At 51.9% G+C, this 21,611-nt stretch carries 14 protein-coding genes; 13 read left to right on the top strand and 1 reads right to left on the bottom strand.

All coding sequences use genetic code 11. The features are described from left to right. Positions 1-597 precede the first annotated feature (597 nt). Positions 598-1,191: a type IV toxin-antitoxin system AbiEi family antitoxin domain-containing protein gene (locus Q1Q75_RS10705; RefSeq protein ID WP_300670208.1), complete on the top strand. Its 594-nt coding sequence runs from the start codon at positions 598-600 to the stop codon at positions 1,189-1,191. Continuing rightward, positions 1,188-1,358: a hypothetical protein gene (locus tag Q1Q75_RS10700; protein ID WP_300670206.1), complete on the top strand. Its 171-nt coding sequence runs from the start codon at positions 1,188-1,190 to the stop codon at positions 1,356-1,358. The genes Q1Q75_RS10705 and Q1Q75_RS10700 overlap by 4 nt, the downstream gene beginning before the upstream one ends. A 784-nt stretch (positions 1,359-2,142) precedes the next feature. Here the strand turns inward: Q1Q75_RS10700 and Q1Q75_RS10695 are convergent. Then, positions 2,143-2,799 (bottom strand): hypothetical protein, encoded by a 657-nt coding sequence (locus tag Q1Q75_RS10695; protein WP_300670204.1) that lies wholly within the window; start codon positions 2,797-2,799, stop codon positions 2,143-2,145. 586 nt (positions 2,800-3,385) lie between these two features. Between Q1Q75_RS10695 and Q1Q75_RS10690 the strand changes: the two genes are divergently transcribed. The 11 genes from Q1Q75_RS10690 (at position 3,386) to brxL (ending at position 21,572) form a co-directional block, all read left to right on the top strand. Continuing rightward, positions 3,386-3,589, top strand: a complete 204-nt coding sequence (locus Q1Q75_RS10690; RefSeq protein WP_300670202.1) for a helix-turn-helix domain-containing protein — start codon at positions 3,386-3,388, stop codon at positions 3,587-3,589. Further along, entirely contained in the window at positions 3,573-4,358 is a 786-nt protein-coding gene (locus Q1Q75_RS10685; RefSeq protein ID WP_300670200.1) for a hypothetical protein, read from the top strand. Before Q1Q75_RS10690 ends, Q1Q75_RS10685 begins: the two co-directional genes overlap by 17 nt. After that, positions 4,351-4,902, top strand: a complete 552-nt coding sequence (locus Q1Q75_RS10680) for a BREX protein BrxB domain-containing protein (RefSeq protein WP_300670198.1) — start codon at positions 4,351-4,353, stop codon at positions 4,900-4,902. The genes Q1Q75_RS10685 and Q1Q75_RS10680 overlap by 8 nt, the downstream gene beginning before the upstream one ends. 14 nt (positions 4,903-4,916) lie before the next feature. Beyond that, positions 4,917-8,378 carry a BREX system P-loop protein BrxC gene (gene brxC / locus Q1Q75_RS10675; RefSeq protein ID WP_300670196.1) on the top strand — a complete coding sequence of 1,154 codons (3,462 nt, stop codon included), beginning with the start codon at positions 4,917-4,919 and terminating at the stop codon, positions 8,376-8,378. A gap of 118 nt (positions 8,379-8,496) precedes the next feature. Beyond that, a complete protein-coding gene (locus Q1Q75_RS10670) occupies positions 8,497-12,018 on the top strand; it encodes an N-6 DNA methylase (protein WP_300670194.1) in 3,522 nt (1,173 codons plus the stop codon). After that, complete coding sequence (locus Q1Q75_RS10665; protein WP_300670193.1) at positions 12,015-13,340, top strand: hypothetical protein; 1,326 nt, start codon at positions 12,015-12,017, stop codon at positions 13,338-13,340. Before Q1Q75_RS10670 ends, Q1Q75_RS10665 begins: the two co-directional genes overlap by 4 nt. Before the next feature lie 121 nt (positions 13,341-13,461). Further along, the gene (locus Q1Q75_RS10660; protein WP_300670192.1) at positions 13,462-14,751 is read left to right on the top strand and encodes an ATP-binding protein; all 1,290 of its coding nucleotides are present in this window, start codon (positions 13,462-13,464) and stop codon (positions 14,749-14,751) included. Further along, positions 14,748-15,344: a hypothetical protein gene (locus Q1Q75_RS10655; protein ID WP_300670190.1), complete on the top strand. Its 597-nt coding sequence runs from the start codon at positions 14,748-14,750 to the stop codon at positions 15,342-15,344. The genes Q1Q75_RS10660 and Q1Q75_RS10655 overlap by 4 nt, the downstream gene beginning before the upstream one ends. After that, positions 15,341-17,137, top strand: a complete 1,797-nt coding sequence (locus Q1Q75_RS10650) for a DUF262 domain-containing protein (protein ID WP_300670188.1) — start codon at positions 15,341-15,343, stop codon at positions 17,135-17,137. Before Q1Q75_RS10655 ends, Q1Q75_RS10650 begins: the two co-directional genes overlap by 4 nt. Beyond that, the gene (pglZ, locus tag Q1Q75_RS10645) at positions 17,134-19,527 is read left to right on the top strand and encodes a BREX-1 system phosphatase PglZ type B (RefSeq protein WP_300670186.1); all 2,394 of its coding nucleotides are present in this window, start codon (positions 17,134-17,136) and stop codon (positions 19,525-19,527) included. The genes Q1Q75_RS10650 and pglZ overlap by 4 nt, the downstream gene beginning before the upstream one ends. Further along, positions 19,527-21,572: a BREX system Lon protease-like protein BrxL gene (gene brxL / locus Q1Q75_RS10640; protein WP_300670184.1), complete on the top strand. Its 2,046-nt coding sequence runs from the start codon at positions 19,527-19,529 to the stop codon at positions 21,570-21,572. Before pglZ ends, brxL begins: the two co-directional genes overlap by 1 nt. The last annotated feature ends 39 nt before the right edge of the window (positions 21,573-21,611 follow it).

Raw genomic sequence — 21,611 nt, 5'->3', positions numbered from 1 at the left:
AAGCTCTGATAACGCGGCAGATGAGTGCACCCGGCTCGCCCGAAGGGTGAGAAAATCAGACAGAATACCGTGGATTACATTTTGCATTTTTGAAACGACTGAAAATATTACCGTAAAGAACTGTAATTAATAATTATTCCTTAGTCCTGATTGTTTTCTCATGAAATATCCGGGTTATGAAGGGCATGAGGTTTATGAGGCGGGAAAGCAGGGGGCATGGAGGTCAAGACGGTGTGATTTTGTGTTTTGTCCAATGTCAAGACGCGACCCCTTTTCGCACATGCAGTCAGTATGTCGACTTGGTGCCGACCTGGTGCCGACTTGGTGCCGACTTGGTGCCGACTTGGTGCCGACTTGGTGCCGACCTGGTCCCAACTTGGTCCCAACTTAGTCCCGACATGGTCCCTAAGCCGGTCTGGTGCAGTTGTATCGCCAGGCAAGGCGCTCTTTTCGTATCGTTGTCGGATGACATCGGCCAGCACAAACCAGGCGTCCCCTTCCTTGTTTCATTCGGTGATTCCCCTTGATTTTTTGGTCGCAATCAGACATATTGTTTCCACTTGTGAATAAGTGGTAACAATATGTCTGGAGCCAAGAATGCAGAAAAAACCAGAAGATATTTTCCGCTCATGTGGTGGTCAACTACGGATGAGCGAGGCTATTGAGCGCGGGATCAGCCGTTACATGCTCTATGCTCTTCGGGATAAAGGGGTGATAGAGCAAGTCAGCAGGGGGGTGTACCGCCTGGTGGAACTTCCTCCCATCAGCAATCCCGACCTGGTAACGGTCGGACTGCGCTTCCCGAATGCAGTCATCTGCCTCGTATCGGCACTGGCATATCACGAAATCACTACACAGATTCCGCACAGTGTTTCCGTGGCCGTGCCAAGGGAATCACGCCAACCGTCCCTGGATTATCCACCACTCAGTGTTCACCGGTTCTCTGGTCTGGCATTCCGTGCAGGTATCGAAGAGCACCAAATTGACGGAGTGCCCGTCAAAATCTACAGTCCGGAAAAGACGCTATCCGACTGTTTCAAGTTTCGGAACAAGATCGGCATGGATGTGGTACTGGAGGCACTAAAACTCTACAAAGCCCGCAAGCAATTCAATCTCGAGGCACTGCTCAAATACGCGAAAGTCTGCCGTGTTGAAAAGGTGATGCATCCCTATCTGGAGGCGAGCATATGAAATCCCCGAAGAATATCCCCGCATCTGTTCGGCAACGCCTTCTCAATCGCGCCAAAAAAGATAAAAGGCCGTTCAACGAACTCCTCCAGTACTATGCCATGGAACGGTTTCTGTTTCGTCTGGCCCAGTCAGCGCTGATCTGGCCTGCTTCAGGCCCATGGTTCTGACTCGGTGCAAATTCTCTACACATCGTGACAAGTGAAGAGGCTTTGCATATCCCATCCTGAACAATTCTCTGCCAATCCAATTCATCTCCTCCCGACGCTTTCCGTCCCGCTCCGGTAAGTAACCGGCATCAAGCCGTGTAAATGGGTGCCCCCTTTTCACATGGTGGTTTGTCGAAAACGTTTTTCGTGCTTTGTTTTTCGTTCGAGGAGCCGCTGAGATCCATCAACGCTGAAAAAAGCCATGCGTTGGTGGCTTGTGACAGGGGCCTTATGAACCGCAGATGGACGCTAATGAACGCAGATGGGATCGGAAAATCCGTTCCTGGAGGGAAAAATGATTGAGCCGGAAAAATAAATTGGGCCACAGATGTCACAGATGGGGGAGGAAAAAAGTAAAAGCGGGGGCTCGTGAAGGGCATGAAGTTCATGAGGCGGGGGGGGGCATGGAGGTCAGTAGGTATGATTTTGTGTTTTGTCCAATTTCAAGATGCGGCCCCTTTTCTCCAATAAAAAAGCCAAGCGGTCATCATAGACGACGGCTTGGCTTTTACCCTCCCCGATCCCTTAAAAAACAAGGCACTTTTCGAATACTGAGAAATCCGTTCTTCTATCCCTCAAAAAGGGCAGGTGAGCTTGCTTGCCTGAGTTGGTTGTCTTAACAGCGTCACAAGTGCAATGTGGCAGAATTGTGAGACTGCCCCGAAGGATGAACAACCGGAATGCCATTTTTGGCATCGTTTGGGCTTTATGGTGCCCTTACCTTGGGGTTGATTCTAAAATCATCCTATAATTCTGCTGGAAACTCAAGGATTCCTTCAACGGGATACCCATGTTCCAAAAACGCCTTACGGATCAAATATGGAAGTGAAATAAACTCGTCTGGAAAATACTGAGGTTTTTCTTTTACATAAGAGTCTATCGTATGAATAACATTATGAGAATTCATTTGATTTAATGCATGTGATGACCAAATACCATTTTCATCGCTGCATTCAACGAAATATGAGGGATGATGCTCAGTCCGTTCCTGCACGACTATCATGAAATTGCTATTTCCCTGATCATGCACCACCAAACGTTTTAGTTTTGTTCTTTTTTCTTTTGAACGGTACCCTGATTTTTCCTCAAAAAAAGTGTGGGTGAAAAGAATTTTCCCCTCTACTTTGAAATAGGTATGTGTTTCTTTTTTATAGTCATACGAATAATAAAACTTAAAACTTTGCCGTCTTAGTCTGTTTCCATATATTTCGAGAAGAGGTTTCAACTGTGCTTCTGTGCCCTGCTTCTCTCCTCGGGACCATTCACTGACAACAGATTGATGATTGCGGCATTTTTTTGCAATTGTCTCTTGAGTCCACCCATCATTCAATGCCATCCGTACAAGCTGACGGGTTTGTTTGAATTTCTTTTTATTCGGCTTTTTATTGCTGTCTTCCGGCATATCCATCATTCCAATCCATGGTCTCACAGGTGGGGCGGCACCCCACCTGTGGAGTTCTGTCTACTTGGAGCTACTGCTCTTAGAATTCTGATGCGGGTCTAACTGCTTCCCGCGATTGCCCTGATTCTTGGCATGTGTGCTGTTCTGCCCCTTCGTTCCCTTGTTTGCATTTCCCATATCAGCTTCGTGATTCTTAGCCATGGTGAGCCTCCTTAATATTAATGAATGATAGAAACTAAGAATTCGTAACTCACAGTAACATTGAAGTAAAATGATCATTTTATGATAAATGATGATATTTCATGATATTTAATTTGATACGATTAGATCACCTTGAAATCAAGGTCTTTTTTGTTGCATGGATAGTGCCCTCTTTTTCGATTCCCTCATAAGTAAACAATCGGCCCCATCCCAATAAAATCGGTCAAACCCGTACGCTCACCCTTGACCTTTTTTGTGTAGCTTCGTAGGTTGAGCCAGTTTGATACCGTCCAAACAGGCTGGTAATCGAATCTCGCATTATCCAAACCTTATTAAATAAGGCATTGCCCTGAATTCGCAGAAGGCAGGCCCTGGAGTTGTGACCATGGAAGACAGATGGCTGTCTGTAGATGAAATCGGAACCTATCTCGGCATCAAGCGGGACACCGTATATAAGTGGATCAGTGATAGGTCCATGCCCGCCCACAAGATAGGGCGGCTGTGGAAATTCAAGAAGGATGAAGTCGACGCCTGGGTTCGTGGCGGGGGGGCTCAGGAAGCGGATGGCGCAAATGTCGGAAAAAAGTAACAAGCTCACAGATTTTGGATTCCGCTTTGAAAAGGGGGGCGCCCATACCTCCCGCACCATGATGTTGGACGAGCTGAAAATTCTGTTTGAGTACGTCAACAACCCAGAGGCCGGGAGAGAAGATTTTTTCAGGGCCATTACGGAGGAGAATTGTCTGGGGAAGCGGTCAGGAAAGACACGGGCCTTAACTTATCGTCACCTCGTGGAGCTTTATGCCCTTGACCCCTCGATCCTTCTGTATCGGGCTCTGGTCTATTTCTGGAATCGAGATCCTTCAGGGCAGCCGCTTTTGGCGCTTCTTTGCACCTATGCACGTGATGGCGTTTTTCGCCTGACAGCTCCCTATATCCTGCCCATTGCCGAAGGGACACCGGTTTCACGGGAAGGGCTGGAAGAATTTATCGAAGTGCAGCAGCCCGATCGGTTCAGTGCCGCCACACGCAAATCAACGGCTCAGAACATCAACGCCACCTGGACCAGAGCAGGGCACCTGACAGGACGAGTGAAAAAAAGCAGAGTCCGTGCCCTGGCAACGGCGGGCAGTGTCTCTTATGCCCTTCTCCTTGGGTATCTGACCGGTGTGCGTGGACGATCCCTTTTTAAAACGGAATACATCCGGCTCCTTGATTGTCCACAGGACAGAACCATTGAGCTTGCTGAAGAGGCTTCACGAAAGGGTTGGATTACCTTTCACCGGGTGGGAGACGTCATGGAGGTCCTCTTCCCGAACCTCATCAATCCCCAAGAGATGGAGTGGCTCCGTGAGTAAAGTGAAACGTTTGCTTCAAACGTATACGAAATTCGTGGCGATCCCCTGGCGAGAGGATGTCGCCGCTGCACAGCGTGTTATTTTCTGTGTTTACAATGAAACCGAGGAGCTTCGGCTTCGGGCGAAAATTGATGAGTTTGAACTTGCCACCCGGCAAGTGAGCCATGGGTGGTCCCTTTTTGATTTGACGGAGACCTTTGCAAGCTGGATGGCTTCCCAGAGATACGCGACGCGGTACTTCCAGAAACCGCACCTGCTTTCCACGTTGCTGCCCAAATACCTGGACCATATTGAAAAAGAGTTTTCAGCGTACCTGGAAAAAACGCAGGCCGATGCCGATACGGTGGTGGCGATTCAGGGCGTGGGCTCCCTTTTCGGGTTTCTTAAGGTCAAAGATGTGGTGGACAGGCTGGCCCCCTTGGTGGCGGGGCGACTTCTTCTCTTCTTTCCGGGAAGCTACGAAAACAACAATTACCGACTTTTGGATGGATATGACGGGTGGAACTATCTCGCCGTGCCCATGACTGCTGATAAAGAATTCTGAAACTGGAGCAAGATATGATCAATCAGGACATCTATCAAAAGGACCCGGTTACCCATAAATTGGTTAACCAGGGCGTGGCGAGCGTTAACGACGAAAAGACCAGCAAAGCCTTGACGGTGCTTCGGTACGAGCTGGAAACCTTTGTGTGCGACGGCCAGTATGAGAAAGGGGTTGCCCATATTCTGGAGACCTATCTCAGGAACCTCAGTCAGGCCGAGCAACCGGCGGTCTGGATCAGTGGTTTTTATGGTTCCGGCAAATCCCACTTGGTGAAGATGCTGCGCGCTCTGTGGGTGGATGAGGTGTTCGATGATGGCGCTACACCCCGAGGCATTGCCAACCTTCCCCAACATATTCGAGATCATCTGAAAGAGCTCTCTGTCCAGGCCAAACGGCATGGCGGACTTCATGCTGCCTCAGGCACCCTGGGATCGGGCGCCAGCGGCAGTGTGCGCCTCGCCCTTTTGCGGATTCTCTTTAAGTCGGTTGGCTTGCCTGAGCACTACCCTGCCGCTCGCTTTGTCATGTGGCTCAAGCACGAGGGGATCTATGAGCAGGTTCGATCCTCTGTTGAGCAGAAAGGGTTTGATTGGGAGGAGGAACTTGACAACTTTTACGTTGCCGAAGGTCTCCACGACGCACTGGTTGAGGCAAAACCCAAGGTTTTCCCCTCCCCAGAATCGTGTCTGAACACCCTGGATCGCATCTACCCGAATGTTCCCGATATCGGACGCACGGACATGCTCAAGGCCATCAACTCGGCACTTACCAAAGAGGGGAAATTTCCCCTGACCCTGGTGGCTCTGGATGAGGTGCAGCAGTACATCGGGGAAGACAGCCAACGCTCCATCGATGTGCAGGAGGTTGTGGAAGCGTGCAGTAAAAACATTGGTGGCAAGCTTCTTTTTATCGGCACCGGGCAGACCGCCGTTACCGGGACCAGCAATCTCAAAAAACTGGAGGGGCGGTTCACCGTCCGTGTGGAACTCTCCGATGCCGACGTGGACTCGGTTATCCGCCAGGTGATCTTGGCCAAAAAGCCCGAAGCGAAAACCTCCATCGAGCAGGTGATGCAAACCAACATAGGGGAGATCTCCAGGCACCTTGCCGGGACCACCATCGGGCATCGCCAGAGTGATATGGCGCATTTCACCCAGGACTACCCCATTTTGCCATCAAGGCGGCGGTTTTGGGAGTACACCCTCAGGGTATTGGACCAGACAGGCACCGACAGCCAGCTGAGAAACCAGCTCAGTATGGTTCATAAGGTGATTCAGACCAATCTAAACGTCCCCTTGGGATACGTGGTTCCGGCTGACTATCTCTACTTCGATGCTGCGGACAGGCTCCTTACGTCCCGTGTTCTTCCTCGAAAGGTTCATGAAATGACCATGATCTGGAACTCGGGGAATGACGATGAACGCCTGATGGCCAGGGCCTGCGGGCTGGTCTTTCTCATCAACAAGCTTGCCGGTGAGAATAAGGAGATCGGCATTCGGGCCACCATCGATACCCTGGCGGACCTTCTCGTGGAAAACTTGAACGAGGGCAGTTCCAAACTGAGGTCTCGGCTTCAGGCACTGATCCACGAGAAGCTTCCCAGTGGGGCAAAAAAGTACGACCTTCTTGTTCAAATCGGCGACGAATATCGCATCCAGACCGAAGAGAGTGCCGCCTGGAACGACGAGTTCCTCGGCCAGCGCTCTACCCTGGCCAACGAAGCCCATCGTACCGAAGCCGAACGGGACGATCGCATTCGAAAAATGTTTGGGAAGAGTGTTCCCAAACTCTCCCTTCTTCAGGGGGCTTCCAACGTCCCTAGAAATATCTCCCCGGTCTTTGATGCAACCCTTCCCCAGGATGCGGACACGCGTATCTGTGTTTGGGTGCGGGACGGCTGGAGTGCCGATGAAATTTCCGTCAAGGCCGATGCCCGTCAGGCGGGCAATACCTCCCCCACGCTCTTTGTCTATATTCCGAAACGCTCCGCCGATGACCTGCGCCATCACCTCATCGACTGCAAAGCCGCAGGCAACACCCTGGACAAACGCGGGGTGCCAAACACGCCAGAAGGCACAGAAGCCCGTGCCGCCATGGAGACGACCAAGCAAACAGCCGAAGGAAAAATTCGGGAATTGCTTGCTGAAGCGCTTGACGGCAGCAGGGTGTTTCAAGGGGGCGGGAATGAGATTTTAGGAAACACCCTTCAAGATATGGTTCTCGAAGCTGCCGGCAATGCCTTGCAGCGACTTTACCCTCAATTTGACATTGCCGATCATAAGGGGTGGGACAAGGTCTATGACAAGGCCAGGAAAGGGGCACCCGACGCCCTCAAAGCGGTTGGCGACGATGGCGAAACCCCTCGCAATGGCGTGTGCAAGGCCATCCTTGGGTTTATCGCAGGGGGGAAAAAAGGGACTGAAATCAGAAACCATTTCGAATCGTCTCCCTACGGCTGGTCCGGAGATGCCGTGGACGGCGGACTTCAGGCTCTTCTCGTCGCAGGGATCATTCGCGCTCGAGATGAGCGTTTAAAGCCCATTGAGTTCCGGGAGCTGGAACGAAAAGCCATCGGAAAAACCCAATTCAACGTCGAGGCAGCAACCGTCACCACCGCCCAGCGCATTCAAATTCGGAAACTTTTTCAACAGGTGGCTGTGAATGGAAAGCAGGGGGAAGAAATGGGGCTTGTGACGCCCTTCCTGCAGAAAGTGGAGGCGCTTGCCGACCAGGCGGGGGGGGAGGCTCCGAAGCCGGAACGCCCCGACACAAAGATTCTGGACGAAATTCGTCGTTTAGGTGGCAATGAACAGCTCCTGGCCATCTTCAATAACCGGGAAATCCTCACCGATCACCTCACGCAGTGGAAGATCCTGGGTGAAAAAATCACCGAACGATGGCCCAACTGGATGACGTTGAAGCGCCTGGCAGGTCATGTGAACGGTATTCAGGACGCCGAGGTTACCCTGGCCCAGGTGAAGGCTATCGAAGAAAACTGCCATCTTCTCGAAGAGCCCGATCCCATCACCCCCCTCATCGCCGGGCTCTCCCAGCGCCTCCGGGACGAACTCAACGCCCTGGTGGGTGCTTTCCGCTCAGGCCATGATCAGGGCATGGAGAGATTGCGGCACGATGAAAATTGGGAGGCCCTGGAACCCGAAGAGCGCAACCGGTTGCTCTCCGAGCAGCGGTTGACCCTCGCCGATATACCAGAGGTCTCCGTAGCAGATACCGATGGGGTGCTGGAGACCCTCTCCTACATCTCCCTGTCCGCCTTCGCCGATCGCGTGGCCGCCGTAAGCAGCCGGTTCGACGCTGTCTTAACCGAAGCCGCCGAACTCATGGAGCCCGAAGCCCAGTTTGTCTCCGTCCCCCGTCGCACCCTGAAAACCGATGAGGAGATCGAGGCCTGGCTCGAGGAGATGAAAAATCGCCTTACACAAGCCCTGGCCTCGGGGCCTGTCATCGTTGGGTAAGGGAAGATGCCTCCGGCGGCCCTGCCGGGGCCAACCTTTTGAAAAGGTTGCCAAACAGGTTTTTACACTCCTGGGGTCCAGGGGATCATCCCCTGGACGCCGGAGGCAAATATGAGCTTTGACGCTGAAAGATAAAAAAGAGATGACGATGCACGCACTGGACAAGATTTTAAGAGGCCGCCTGGAAAAAATCGTGAAGGAGGCCCGTGAGATTGCCGAAAGCGCAGCCCGGGCCGCCTTGGAACAGTTGGGGGTGGGGGATGCCGAGCCCTTTGACTACCTGTCGGAGGATGAGCGGGCCTTGCGCCGTCGTTTGCGTCTCCACGGACGCGGCCTGGGGGATACCTTGCATGGGGACAAAACCCAAGGCATGGCCCGCCTTATTGAAGAGGTGGCATACGAACATTGGCATCGCATGCTCTTTGCCCGGTTTTTGGCGGAAAACAACCTGCTCATGTATCCGGACCCCACCGATCCCGTGGCGGTAAGTCTTGAGGAGTGCGACGATTTGGCCGCAGACGAAGGGGCGGCCAATGGCTGGGAGCTGGCAGCCCGGTATGCCGCCGAGATGTTGCCTCAAATTTTCAGGGTCGACTCCCCGGTGTTTGCGCTCTCCTTGCCGCCGGAGCATCAGAAGAAAATGGAGGATCTGGTTGCGGGGCTTTCTCAAGACGTCTTTACCGCATCCGACTCCTTGGGGTGGGTTTATCAGTTTTGGCAGGCCAAGCGAAAAGACGAGGTCAACGCCTCGGAAGTAAAGATCGGCGCGCGGGAGCTGCCCGCCGTGACCCAGCTTTTTACCGAACCCTACATGGTGAGCCATCTTTTGGACAACTCCCTGGGGGCGTGGTGGGCGGCCCGTGTTTTGGATAAGGCCGATTTGAAGGGTGCTCAAAGCGAAGAGGAGCTGCGCGAAAAAGCGGCCATCCCCGGTGTGCCCCTTTCTTACCTGCGTTTTGTTCGGGATGAAGAGGCCGAAGGAAGCCCTTGGATGCCTGCCGCAGGCACCTTCGATGCTTGGCCCAGTGAACTCCAGGACCTCAAAGCATTGGACCCCTGCTGTGGGTCCGGCCATTTTATGGTGGCGTCCTTTTTGATGCTGGTGCCCATGCGCATGGAGCTCGAAGAGCTTTCCCCCCAAGAGGCCGTGGACGCCGTATTGCGGGATAACATCCATGGCCTGGAGCTGGACCAGCGCTGCGTGGAGTTGGCCGCCTTTGCCCTGGCATTGGCCGCTTGGACCTACCCAGGTGCCGGTGGCTACCACGAGCTGCCGCCATTGACGTTAGCCTGCTCAGGGCTTTCGGTCCATGTGGAGAAAGAGGAGTGGAAAACCATCGCCAAGGCCTTACCCGGCAAGGGGTATCTGCCCATCGCCCTGGAGTGGATGTATGAGGCCTACAAAAAGGCCCCGGTCCTGGGAAGCCTTTTGGATCCCACCCGGGCCAAGGTGGCCGAACGGGTGCCCTGGCATGAGATCGGTCCCGCCATCAAAGAGGTGCTCGCAAACGGCCATCCCGATGCATTAAAAGAGTCGGGGGTTGTGGCCCAGGGGCTATCCATGACCACCCATATTTTGACGGAGAAATACCACTGGGTCCTCACCAATGTTCCCTATCTTGCCCGGGGCAAACAGGAGCCCTGCCTTCAGGATTTCTGCGCGAAGTATTACCCCGAAGCCAAAAACGATCTATCCACGGTCTTTTTGGATCGCTGCTTGGAACTTTGCGAGGAGGGGGGGACGGCCAGCATCGTCCTTCCTCAAAATTGGCTTTTTTTGACCAACTACCGGAAATTTCGTGAAAAATTGCTGAAACACGACACCTGGCATATGATTTGTCGGCTTGGGCCCGGAGCCTTTGAAACCATCAGCGGGGAGGTGGTGAAAGCCATTCTTCTTACCTTGAGCCATGGCAACGGTCGCAAGGCGTGGGAGGGGCAGGGGGCTCTCTTTGCAGACGCGAGTCGCGAGGACGAGTCGTATCGATGGATTCGCGGTTTGGATGTCTCTGTGCCTCGGACGGCGGTTGAAAAGGCTTCGAGGCTGGTGGTTGATGAGATTAAGTGCGTGGAGCAGGCAAATCAGTTGGAGAATTATGCTTTTGTTATAAAAATAGATGATGATAATGGCCTGCAACTATTGGCAAGTTCTGCTGATTGTTATTTAGGAATTTGCACAGGTGATATGCATAGATTCGCAACCATGTTTTGGGAGCAAAAAAATATTTCCAAGAATTGGCGCTTTTTTCGTTCTACATCACAAAAGACTAAGCACTGGGGAGGTATGGAAAAAGTTGTGTTCTGGGAAAATGGCTGTGGAGAGCTGCATTCATTTGTTGAAGAAAAACTTGGTCAAGGAAAAACTGGTGCTTGGATAAGGGGGAAAAAATGTTGGGGGAATGAAGGGGTTGCCGTTAAACAAATGGGGACACTGCCGGTTTCATTATATAATGGCGAGTTGTTTGATGATAATGTAGCTGTTATTATCCCAGAAAAAATGGATGATTTAACGGCAGTTTATGCATTTTGCTCCTCAAATAAATTTAATGATGAGGTGCGCAAGGTAAATCAAAAACTTGCTGTAAAAGCAAAGTATTTTTTACAAGCCGAATATGATTTATCGTATTGGACCCAAGTCGCCGCAGAGAAATACCCCAACGGCCTTCCCCAGCAATATTCTAATGACCCCACCCAATGGATTTTCCACGGTCACCCCTGCGGTTCGGTGATTTGGGATGAAGCGGACAAATGCACGGCCGACGGCCCCCTTCGTACCGATGAGACGGTTCTTCAGGTGGCGGTTGCCCGCCTGCTTGGCTACCGCTGGCCTGCCGAGATGGATGCCGAGATGGAGTTGGACGAGGAGCAACGCGACTGGGCGAATAATTGTGAGGAGCTTTTACCCCTGGCCGACGAGGATGGCATTGTGTGCATTCCGCCGGTTCGTGGAGAGGCCTCAGCCGCCGACCGTCTCTTGGGGCTTCTGGCCGCTGCTTACGATGAGTCATGGACCCATGAGACCCTGGCAACCCTTCTTGCGAACTCTATCCATGCCGAAAAAACTCTGGACACCTGGCTTCGGGATAAATTTTTTACCCAGCACTGCAAGATGTTTCAGCACCGCCCCTTTATCTGGCAGGTGTGGGACGGCCTCAAGGACGGCTTTTCGGCCCTGGTCAATTACCACAAGCTCGATTACAAAAATCTGGAGACCCTGATTTATACCTATCTGGGGGACTGGATCACCCGCCAGAAGCAGGAGATCGAAGCCGGGGTGGATGGGGCACAGGAGAAGCTGGCCGCCGCCCAGCAGCTGAAGTGCAAGCTGGAAAAGATCCTGGAAGGGGAGGCGCCCTACGACATCTTCGTGCGGTGGAAACCCCTCGACAAACAGCCCGTGGGATGGAACCCCGATTTGAATGACGGGGTGCGTCTCAACATTCGCCCCTTTATGCTGGCAGGGGATGTGAAAAAGAAAGGGGCTGGGGTTCTCCGGGACAAGCCCAATGTGAAGTGGGGCAAAGACCGGGGCAAAGACGTGACATCTGCTCCGTGGTTTCACATGTTTGGTGGTGATCGCATCAACGATCATCATGTGAGCCTTACGGAGAAGCAAGCTGCAAAGGGAGTTCAAGAATGAGCCAGGAGAAGAAAAAGGGGTTGTTTGGTCGACTGTTTGGCAAGGCCACAACCGACATAGCAACGGCAGAGAAAACCGAGCCCGTTTCCTGGGAGGAAATTCAGCCGTTTCTTTCCGGTTTTGTTCAGCCTGCATCACCTCAAAGGTCTGTAAAACCCATCTCCAATCCCTGGGTTCAGTCGGGTTTGAATGGGTTGTTGGGTACCGCCCCCTCTTTATATACCGCAGCAAATAGCGGAAAATATTTGAAGATAATAGGCCCTCCCGAGGCCCTGGCTGGGACCTTGGGCAATATGCTTGACAAAGAAGGTAATATTTTGGGGGGGCTGGTCAATGAGTCGGGTAAGCTGGCCGGCCAGACACGATTTGCATCCGCATCGGAGAGCCTTAAAGCGCCAGCCGTGGCAGCCGCGACGTTCCAGGTTTTAAGTGTCGTGACTTCTCAGTATTATCTGCAGGAGATTTCGTCGTCCCTTGAGAGCATCGAAAGCAAGATCGATGACCTCGTGGTGAAGCTGGAGAGCAGGCAGATTGGAGAGATCAAGGGCGCCATTGAAACCATTGATGAAATTTACCACGCGAATGTTCGCCATATCGAAGAAACAGGCGGTGTCTCTTGGCAATCACCTGAAAAAACAGAATTCTGGACTCGTATGGGTCATGCAGAGTCTAACCTGAGATCCAACATTCACGCCCTTGAACATGAAATATATCCGGACTTGAGGACGATATCAGACAAGGTGCGTAGCGGTGAAAAGCGAACCAAAGAGTCCTTTAATGAACACCTCCAACTACTTGACGAGGTAAAGGAATTTCAGGGTTCGAGCACTGTTCGGTATTATCTCCTTGCTCTCCGGGGCATGATGCGGTGGTATCAGGTTGTCCTCTCCTTTGATGCCCAAAAACATGTGGTTGCCCAAAATGGTCGATATGAGCAGATGGTGAAGTTTGTCAAGGAACGAAGCCACTATATGGATCAGATCCTATGGGAATATCATTTCATTTTAGAACGCCCCCAGGGGAGCTCCTGGAAAGATAATATGAAGACGGGTGCGGCTGTTCTTGGTGCGACACTTATCCCTGGTGGGATATTCACCACGGCGGGCGTTGGGGCAGGCGTTCATTACAAGCGCTTGAAGAGTTTTGAAAAGGGTAAGGAGAAGGCTCAAGAAGGACTGCAGGCGGAGGAGTCTCCCTTGTTTGAAACTGTTCACTGTTTTGGGGAAATGACGTCATCATTCTCTTCGCCCCAGGAGTTTTATTTGACCATTGATGATGATCAGAAGATGTCATTGATGATTGAAGAAGCTGAGGCCGCTTGATGATGTTCGTTTTATGTAAAAATAAGGTTTCTCATATTATCGATTTGGAAGCAGGGGGGAGGTACATCCTTCCTGTTTCTCGCCGTGTGTCCATTTGGACAGGACCCAAAGGAGAATAACGATGCTCAAACGGTTGGAAATGACCAATGTCGGCCCGGCCCCTTCCATGGAGCTGGAGTTGGCTCCACGCCTCAATCTCCTGACCGGAGACAACGGCTTGGGCAAGAGTTTTCTTTTCGATATTACGTGGTGGGCGTTGACGCGAAAATGGCCGGTGGAAGTGAACGCCAACCTGACGGCTGGGAAAAAAGGCCTTCCCAGCGCGCCCGGTGAGGCCACCATTCGATTCAGCTTCACCGGCAAGGTGAAAGAGGAGCAGTACGAAAGCTCATACACCCGCAAGGATCAGGCATGGACTGGCAGACCCGGCAGACCGGTAAACCCGGAGCTAGTCCTATACGCCATGGCTGACGGGAGTTTTGCCGTTTGGGACCCGGCCCGCAACTACTGGAGAACGCAAAATGGCGTGGATGTCCAGGAGCGCCGCCCGGCCTATGTGTTTAACCCCTCCGAGATCTGGGATGGGCTGAAAGGCGAGGATGGGAAACCTCTTTGCAACGGCCTGGTTCAGGATTGGGCTGGCTGGCAGAAAGAGAATGGAGAGGCATTTCATAGTTTGAAATCTGTCCTTGAAACACTTTCGCCCTCAGAGGCTGAACCCATTACCCCAGGAAAGCTCACACGCATCAGCCTTGATGATGCCCGTGATATTCCCACCCTTGCCATGCCTTACGGCCAGGATGTCCCTGTGCTGCATGCTTCATCCGGCATGCGGCGCATCATTGCTTTGGCCTATGTGTTGGTGTGGGCCTGGGAAGAGCATCGGAAAGCCAGCGAGCTTTTGACCGATTTCACGACGCATCAGGTGATCTTTTTGGTCGATGAAATCGAATCGCATCTTCACCCCAAATGGCAGCTTAAGATCATTCGATCTTTGCTTGAAGTGATGAAAAGCCTTGCTCCTACGGCAGAGGTACAGCTTCTCGTCTCGACGCATTCGCCCTTGGTTCTTGCCTCGGTGGAGTCCTATTTTGATGAGAACAAAGACGCCTGGTTTGATTTGGATTATGACCCGAAAGCAGAAACCGGGGTCACATTAAACAGGCGTCCTTTTGAGCCCCAAGGCGATGCGTCCAACTGGCTGACCGGTGATGCCTTCGATTTGCCCAGCGCCCGTAACCCGGAATATGCACAATTGATGGAGGAGGCCGCAGAACTTCTTGACGATTCGAACGCGACCGAAGAGCGTGTGGTAGAGATGCATCAACGGCTCAGTGCCGCGCTGAATCCCAAAGACAGTTTTCTGTTTCGCTGGCGGGGTATCTGTTCGAAGAGGGGGTTGCTTTCATGATTCCTGTCGCCGCTCAATTGGAACCGGCACTATTTGACGACGAGGTTCGCAAGCCTGGTAGAGCATGGCTTAAAAAAAATGGGATCCCCTTGGATAAAGCTCCTCCAGAGCCCTCGAAGTTGCCCACATATTGGCGGAATACACAGAAAGAGCTTTGGACGTCCTACGAAGGTGTGTGCGCCTATATATGTGTCTATTTTTATTGGTCCCTTGGAGCTCACTCCACAGATCATTTTATTGCCAAGTCAAGCCATGCGGGCCAGGCGTATGAGTGGCCCAATTTCAGGCTGAGCTGCATGGGCGCCAATCGGAAAAAAAACAAGTTCGATGATATACTTGATCCCTTTGAAATAGATCCCGATACTTTTGTATTGAATTTCGCTTCTGGAAAGATCAAACCGAACCCAACCTTTTCTCAAGAGGTTCAGGCAAAAGCTCAGGCGACCATCGATAGGTTGAAGTTAAACGATCCCGATATGAGACGAATGCGATCTGAACATTATGACGAATACCTGCGTGGTGTCCCAGAGTGGAAGTTGCAAAAGGATTCACCGTTTGTTTGGTATGAGGCTAAAAGGCAGGGCCTGCTATGATAAAATCCGTGAACAATTACCCGGTTTCTCAGCTGTTTGATACCGATTCAAGTGTGGTCTATGCCATTCCTCGCTATCAGCGTGAGTACACGTGGACAAAGCATCAATGGGAAAATCTGTTTGACGATATTATGGAGAATAACCTCGGATATTTTCTGGGCTCCATCATCTGTATCAATCAGACTACGGATGCATTATCTGTCCAAAAACTGGAGCTTGTGGACGGTCAGCAGAGATTGACCACCCTATCTTTGCTTTTCGCCGCAGTCTATCATGCTCTCAAAACTCGTGAAGTCCATCTGGACGACGACCAGCGGGTTGAATTGATTAACCTTAAACGCAAAATGGTCCTTAAAAAGGTGGACGATCAGATTCGGGTGGTTCCTCAAATTCAGAACCATAATCTTGATGATTACAGGGCGGTACTCTCGGAAATGGATGTCCTCAAAGGTTGCGATGTTCCTGCCTATGCCGGAAATCGAAAGATTTTTCGAGCCTATCGTTATTTCCAGGGAAGAATAGAAGAGCTTGTTAACACTGATGACAATCCGCTTGGGCGCATCATGGACTTTTTGGAGCAGGTCAGTCATGCATGCCTTGTCAAAATTGAGGTGGCGAGTCACGCAGATGCTTATACTTTATTTGAGTCTTTGAATGACCGCGGTATGCCGCTAACAGCAATTGACCTAATTAAGAATAAATTGCTGGCTCGTTTAGAAACCACAGAGCCGGGAAAAGTGGATTATTACTTTGATCGCTGGAATCGACTTCTTGGGCATTTAGGGGATGACTATGCCATTCAAGAGCGCTTTTTTCGTCAGTACTATAACGCCTTTAGGGATGAGCTAAAGAGCGTTCATAAGGTACCTGTAGCAACACGTTCCAACCTGATCCAGATTTATGAAAAACTGATAAATCATGATGCAAAAGAGTGCCTTGACAAAATTAGTGCTGCGGGGTGCTTGTATGCGCTTATTCTTTCTCGCAATCAGGATGAGGCCCTGAACGGCCTTGAGAAACCACTCAAGGACCTGGAGAGGATTCAAGGCGCTCCATCGTATTTGCTGCTTCTGAATTTGTTGGTCCGTAGAGATGTCCTTGCGTTAGAAAACAATCACCTTGCGGAAATTGTATCGCTTTTGGTTCGTTTTTTTGTTCGTCGTAATCTGACGGATACCCCTCCGACACGAGATTTGACGCGTCTATTTATGGCTATGATTGAAACATTGTCGGGGTTGTCCGGTGGTGATCTCGTGAATACCATTCGTGAACAATTAAGTGCCATTTCAGCATCTGATACTATTTTTGCGGATAAGTTGAGTGGCCCTATTTATGATGAAAGTTCGGGTGTTACACGATTTGTGCTCTGTTCTTTGGCGGAGCAATCAATGACAAAAGAGAGCTGGGTTGATCTTTGGAAATTTGATAACAAGAAGTTTGTCTGGACAATTGAACACATTTTCCCCCAGGGCGCTAATATTCCTTTGCCCTGGGTGGATATGATTGCGTCTGGAGACGAGGCAAAAGCCAGGGAGGTTCAGCAGACCCATGTTCACAAATTGGGAAACCTTACCATCTCCGGTTTTAACAGTTCATTGGGCAACAAAAGTTTTAAAGAAAAGAAGAATCGGACCGACCGAGAAGGCAGGCCCGTGGGTTACCAGAATGGACTAAAACTAAATGAAGACCTCGTGTCTGCAGAATCGTGGAGTGTGGACCATATTGATTCGCGAACGACAAAGATGGTTGAACAGGCGATGGCATTATTTGACTTAAATGGAGGCGATGCATGAATGTGATGGAACACCTTCATAAATCTTTACGCGATGCCGCCTTGTACAACCCAGAGGTCCAGGTGGCTCCCTTCTGTATTCTCTGGCCGGATCCGGATCGCCAATGGGAAAGGGTGATTTCCCGCCTTCAGATAGAGATCCCAGAACTCTACGTTCTTGGTGACTATGCCCCGGATAATAACAGAGGCCCCGCCATTTGGCTGCGATGCGTGTTGGCGAAAACCTTTTTGCTGGAAAAGGGTGCGTTTGACCCCGCAGGGGTGAAAGAATCCAAAGCCACTTATGCACGTGCGGATGGCATCCCGATTTTTTATCTCCCCGGGGTTGGGCGACAGGATTTAAGGGCCGTGGAGAGTTGCCCATATGAGCTGAAACCCCTGGCTGAACTTCAGTATCGCGGGGTGATCTGGTCCCAGCATAACGCCAAGGACTGGACCCTGTTTGCTTATCTAAAATCGAATCAGGGGGGGCTGGGACTGGATGTGGCCCAGGACCAGGGATCCAAAGAGGCCATTGGCATGGCCTTTTCCCATGTGTTGAACGAAGAGACGGAAAGGCTCAAGGGCAAGCGTCTCGATAAAAAATATTTTTTGACCCTTCTTACCGGTGGTGACCCGGTGCGTGACATCCTTCAGTGGCTGGATCAGGGAGAAGCCTTTCAAGCCGGACTTGACGAAGTGCAGTGGCATGCCTTTGTGGAGGTGTGCCGCTCCGAGTTTCAATTCAACCCAGCGAAGGATGGATTGCTTGCCGGTGGGGAAAAATTGGCCAGGGGTCAAGGCCCTTGGCAGCTCGCCTGGAAGCGGTTTTGTGAGGCGCCCAAGGGTTACCCGGCTATTCCCCAGCTCATAAGACGATGTGAGATGCCTCCTTTGGAGCTCTTCTCCGATGAGAGCACCCACGGCAGTTGGCCCCAGTGGAATGAGGAGAGGGAGCAGAACCTCACGAAAGACCTCTTGGGCCTTGCAAAATATCCCGATCATGAAGCGCGCAAAAAGATCCGGGAATTTGAGAAGGCTCACAGTGCAAGACGTCACCTGGTATGGGCCGGGCTCGGAGAGGCGGGGCTTGCCTGCGCCTTGGAGCATCTGGCGGTATTGGCGCATGTGACGGAGATCTCCCTTGCTGCGGGGGGGCTTGACGATATCGCTCGAGGCTATGAAACCACAGGGTGGCAGGCCGATGATGCCGTGATGCAGGCCCTCTCCTGTGTGGGGAGTGAGTCACAGGGCGAGGCTATTTTTGCTGCCATTGAGGCGGTCTACAAACCATGGTTGGAGGCGTCAGCCTCTTGTCTTCAGAAAATGGTTGCGGACAGTGTCTATCCGGGAGGCGATTGCTTCGCGGCATTCCAAGGCGTTTATGAAGAAGGGGAATGTCTCCTTTTTGTGGATGGTCTTCGCTTTGATACGGCCAAAAGGCTCGGGGAACAGCTTGAGGTGAGGGGGCTCGGCGTTACAGAACGCTCAAAATGGGTGCCTCTTCCCAGCGTGACGGCCACAGGAAAGCCCGCTGCCTTCCCGGTGCGTGATAAAATTAAGGGGCTGGCCGGAAATTCCGAATTTGAACCGTCGGTTGCTGAGACCGGACAGTCCCTTAAGGGCGGGTACCATCTGAAGAAACTGATGAGCGAAAACGGGTGGCGTATTTTAGAGCGAATGGAGACGGGGGATGGCCATGGGAACGCCTGGTGTGAGGTGGGGGACATCGATCACGAAGGCCACCACCGAGGATGGAAGCTTGCCATGCATCTGGACACTCTTTTGGGTGAGATACGTGATCGGATTCAAGCACTTCTTGGCGCGGGCTGGAAACGTGTGAGGGTGGTGACCGATCACGGATGGTTGCTTCTTCCCGGCGGTCTTCCCAAAATTGACTTGCCCGCACCCTTGGCCGACCATAAATGGGGCCGGTGTGCTGTGCTGAAGCCCGGTGCCGTTTCCGATGAGAGGCTTTTCCCCTGGTACTGGAACCCGGAGCAAGATGTGGCGCTGGCCAGGGGTATCTGCTGCTATAAAAAAGGCGAAGAGTACACCCATGGGGGGCTGAGCCTTCAGGAGTGTCTTACCCTTGAATTGACCGTCACAAAGGGGAAAAACCAATTACCTTCGGCGCATGTGGAGGTGACCGATGTGGTATGGAAGGGCTTGCGTTGTACGGTTGCCGTTGAAGGGGATTTTTCTGGGGGTCGTTTGGATATCCGGCGATCGGCAGGTGATGAGAAGACCACCCTGGTGATGAGTGTGAAGCCCCTCAAAGAGAGCGGCAAAGCGTCTGTGGTGGTGGAAAATGAAGATTTGGAAGGAGAGGCTGTCATGATCGTTTTGATTGATGAAAACGGCTCACCCATGGCCCAGCTTTCCACGATCATCGGTGGAGGAGAGGCATAATGCAACTGGATCATCTGGATAAAAAAGCGGCGTTGGCCCTTGACGGATATCTGGTTCGAAAGGATCTGGTTCGGACGTTTAGCAGGCAGTTTCCTGTTCCCACGTATGTGGTGGAGTTTCTGCTTGGCAGGTATTGTGCCAGCATCGATCAGGAGGAAATTGACGAAGGCATTGAGATTGTGGAACGCCAACTCAAGTCCCGGACCGTCAAGGCAGGAGATGAAGAGCTTTTCAAACACAGGGCTAAAAATGACGGAAACGTCAAGATTATCGACCTCATCTCGGCACGGCTGGATGCTAAGAGTGACTCCTACCTTGCAACGCTTCCTAGCCTTCGCCTAAACGACGTGCGTATCACCTCGAGTATGGTGAACGAGCATGATCGGATGCTGACAGGCGGATTTTATGCAGAGATAACCTTGAACTATGACGCGGCTATTTCCCAGGAAAATAAAGGCAGACCCTTCGGGGTGGAGGGCCTTCGGGAGATTCAGCTTTCCAAGCGCGACGTACTGGGCACCCTTGCCGATGCCCGAAGTCATTTTTCAACCCAGGAGTGGGTTGCCTTTCTTCTGCGTTCTATTGGTATTGAGCCGGAAGGCTTGTCAGAACGTCAGAAAAATGCCCTTCTGCTTCGCTTGGTTCCTTTTGTGGAACGCAATTACAACTTGGTGGAACTTGGGCCCCGAGGCACGGGGAAGAGTCACCTTTTTCAACAGGTCTCTCCTTACGCCCATCTCATCTCTGGCGGTAAGGCCACGGTGGCGAAAATGTTCGTCAACAACGCCAACGGCCAGCGAGGTCTTGTCTGTCAGTACGATGTGGTTTGTTTTGATGAGGTCTCTGGTATCTCCTTCGACAATAAAGATGGCGTAAACATCATGAAGGGCTACATGGAGTCAGGTGAGTTCAGCCGTGGCAAGGAGAGTATCCGGGCTGACGGGAGCATTGTTCTTGTGGGGAACTTTGACGTGGATGTGGAGCATCAGCAGCGCATCGGTCATCTTCTTGGTCCCATGCCGCCTGAGATGAGGGATGATACCGCGTTCATGGACCGGCTTCACGGTTTCCTACCTGGCTGGGATATTCCAAAAATCAGCAAGGAGGTACTGACCAATCATTTCGGCCTGGTCAGTGATTTTCTCTCTGAATGCTGGAGCCAGCTTCGCAACCAGACTCGGGTGGGTGCTTTACAGCACAAGGTGTTTTTTGGCGGAGCATTGTCGGGGCGTGATACCAACGCGGTGAACAAAACGGTGAGTGGGCTTTTAAAGCTCCTTTATCCCCAAGGCGGTGACACCATCCCGGAAGAGGACCTTGAATGGGCCGTTCGAATTGCTCTGGAGGCGAGAAGACGCGTCAAGGAACAACAGAAACGTATCGGTGCGGCCGAGTTTCGCAACACCCACTTCAGTTATGTCATGGGTACCGAAGGGGTCGAAAAATTTGTCTCCACCCCGGAACTTCAAAGCGACAACGCCATTGGGGCCGATCCCCTTGAGCCGGGGCAGGTCTGGACCATCACCCCTGGAAATGGAGAAGAGCATCCCGGGCTCTATCGAATCGAAATCAACGAAGGCCCTGGCTCCGGTGTCAAAATACTCAACAAACCCGTACCTCCCGCCTTCAGAGAGAGCATGGGATGTGCTGAGCAGAATCTTTATGCCCGGGCCTTACAATTGGTGGGCGACAGAGACCCCAGGCAGCATGAGTTTACCGTTCAACTGCGGGGGTTCGATGCATCCAAGTCCGGGGCCAAGCTCGGAGTCGCATCTTTGGTGGCCCTTTGTACGGCACTTTTGAAGAAAAACGTTCGTGGCGGGCTGATTATCGTTGGTGAAATCAATCTGGGAGGCTCCATTGAGTCGATTCATAATCCGGTGACTATGGCAGAAATCGCCGTTGAAAAAGGGGCTTCAGCTTTGTTGATGCCGGTGTCGTGCCGACGGCAGCTTTTTGATCTGTCAGATGAGATGGCAACAAAAATTGATGTTCAGTTTTATTCTGATGCCAGGGATGCCCTGTTAAAGTCGATTGTGGATTAGGGGGCGGGATTGGACAAATCCAATAGCGTTTGCAGATAA

This window comes from Desulfoluna sp., from assembly GCF_030145185.1.
Classification (GTDB): domain Bacteria; phylum Desulfobacterota; class Desulfobacteria; order Desulfobacterales; family Desulfolunaceae; genus Desulfoluna.
The sequence above is the reverse complement of the archived record's forward strand: the minus strand, read 5'-3'. Positions and strand labels throughout refer to the sequence as shown.

Bases quoted from the DNA above. Each gene is read 5' to 3' on its own strand.
- Q1Q75_RS10700 (WP_300670206.1), top strand. From the start codon at position 1,188: ATGAAATCCCCGAAGAATATCCCCGCATCTGTTCGGCAACGCCTTCTC.
- Q1Q75_RS10660 (WP_300670192.1), top strand. From the start codon at position 13,462: ATGCTCAAACGGTTGGAAATGACCAATGTCGGCCCGGCCCCTTCCATG.
- Q1Q75_RS10655 (WP_300670190.1), top strand. From the start codon at position 14,748: ATGATTCCTGTCGCCGCTCAATTGGAACCGGCACTATTTGACGACGAG.
- Q1Q75_RS10650 (WP_300670188.1), top strand. From the start codon at position 15,341: ATGATAAAATCCGTGAACAATTACCCGGTTTCTCAGCTGTTTGATACC.
- Q1Q75_RS10665 (WP_300670193.1), top strand. From the start codon at position 12,015: ATGAGCCAGGAGAAGAAAAAGGGGTTGTTTGGTCGACTGTTTGGCAAG.
- Q1Q75_RS10705 (WP_300670208.1), top strand. From the start codon at position 598: ATGCAGAAAAAACCAGAAGATATTTTCCGCTCATGTGGTGGTCAACTA.
- Q1Q75_RS10695 (WP_300670204.1), bottom strand. From the start codon at position 2,799: ATGCCGGAAGACAGCAATAAAAAGCCGAATAAAAAGAAATTCAAACAA.
- Q1Q75_RS10690 (WP_300670202.1), top strand. From the start codon at position 3,386: ATGGAAGACAGATGGCTGTCTGTAGATGAAATCGGAACCTATCTCGGC.
- brxL (WP_300670184.1), top strand. From the start codon at position 19,527: ATGCAACTGGATCATCTGGATAAAAAAGCGGCGTTGGCCCTTGACGGA.
- brxC (WP_300670196.1), top strand. From the start codon at position 4,917: ATGATCAATCAGGACATCTATCAAAAGGACCCGGTTACCCATAAATTG.
- Q1Q75_RS10685 (WP_300670200.1), top strand. From the start codon at position 3,573: ATGTCGGAAAAAAGTAACAAGCTCACAGATTTTGGATTCCGCTTTGAA.
- pglZ (WP_300670186.1), top strand. From the start codon at position 17,134: ATGAATGTGATGGAACACCTTCATAAATCTTTACGCGATGCCGCCTTG.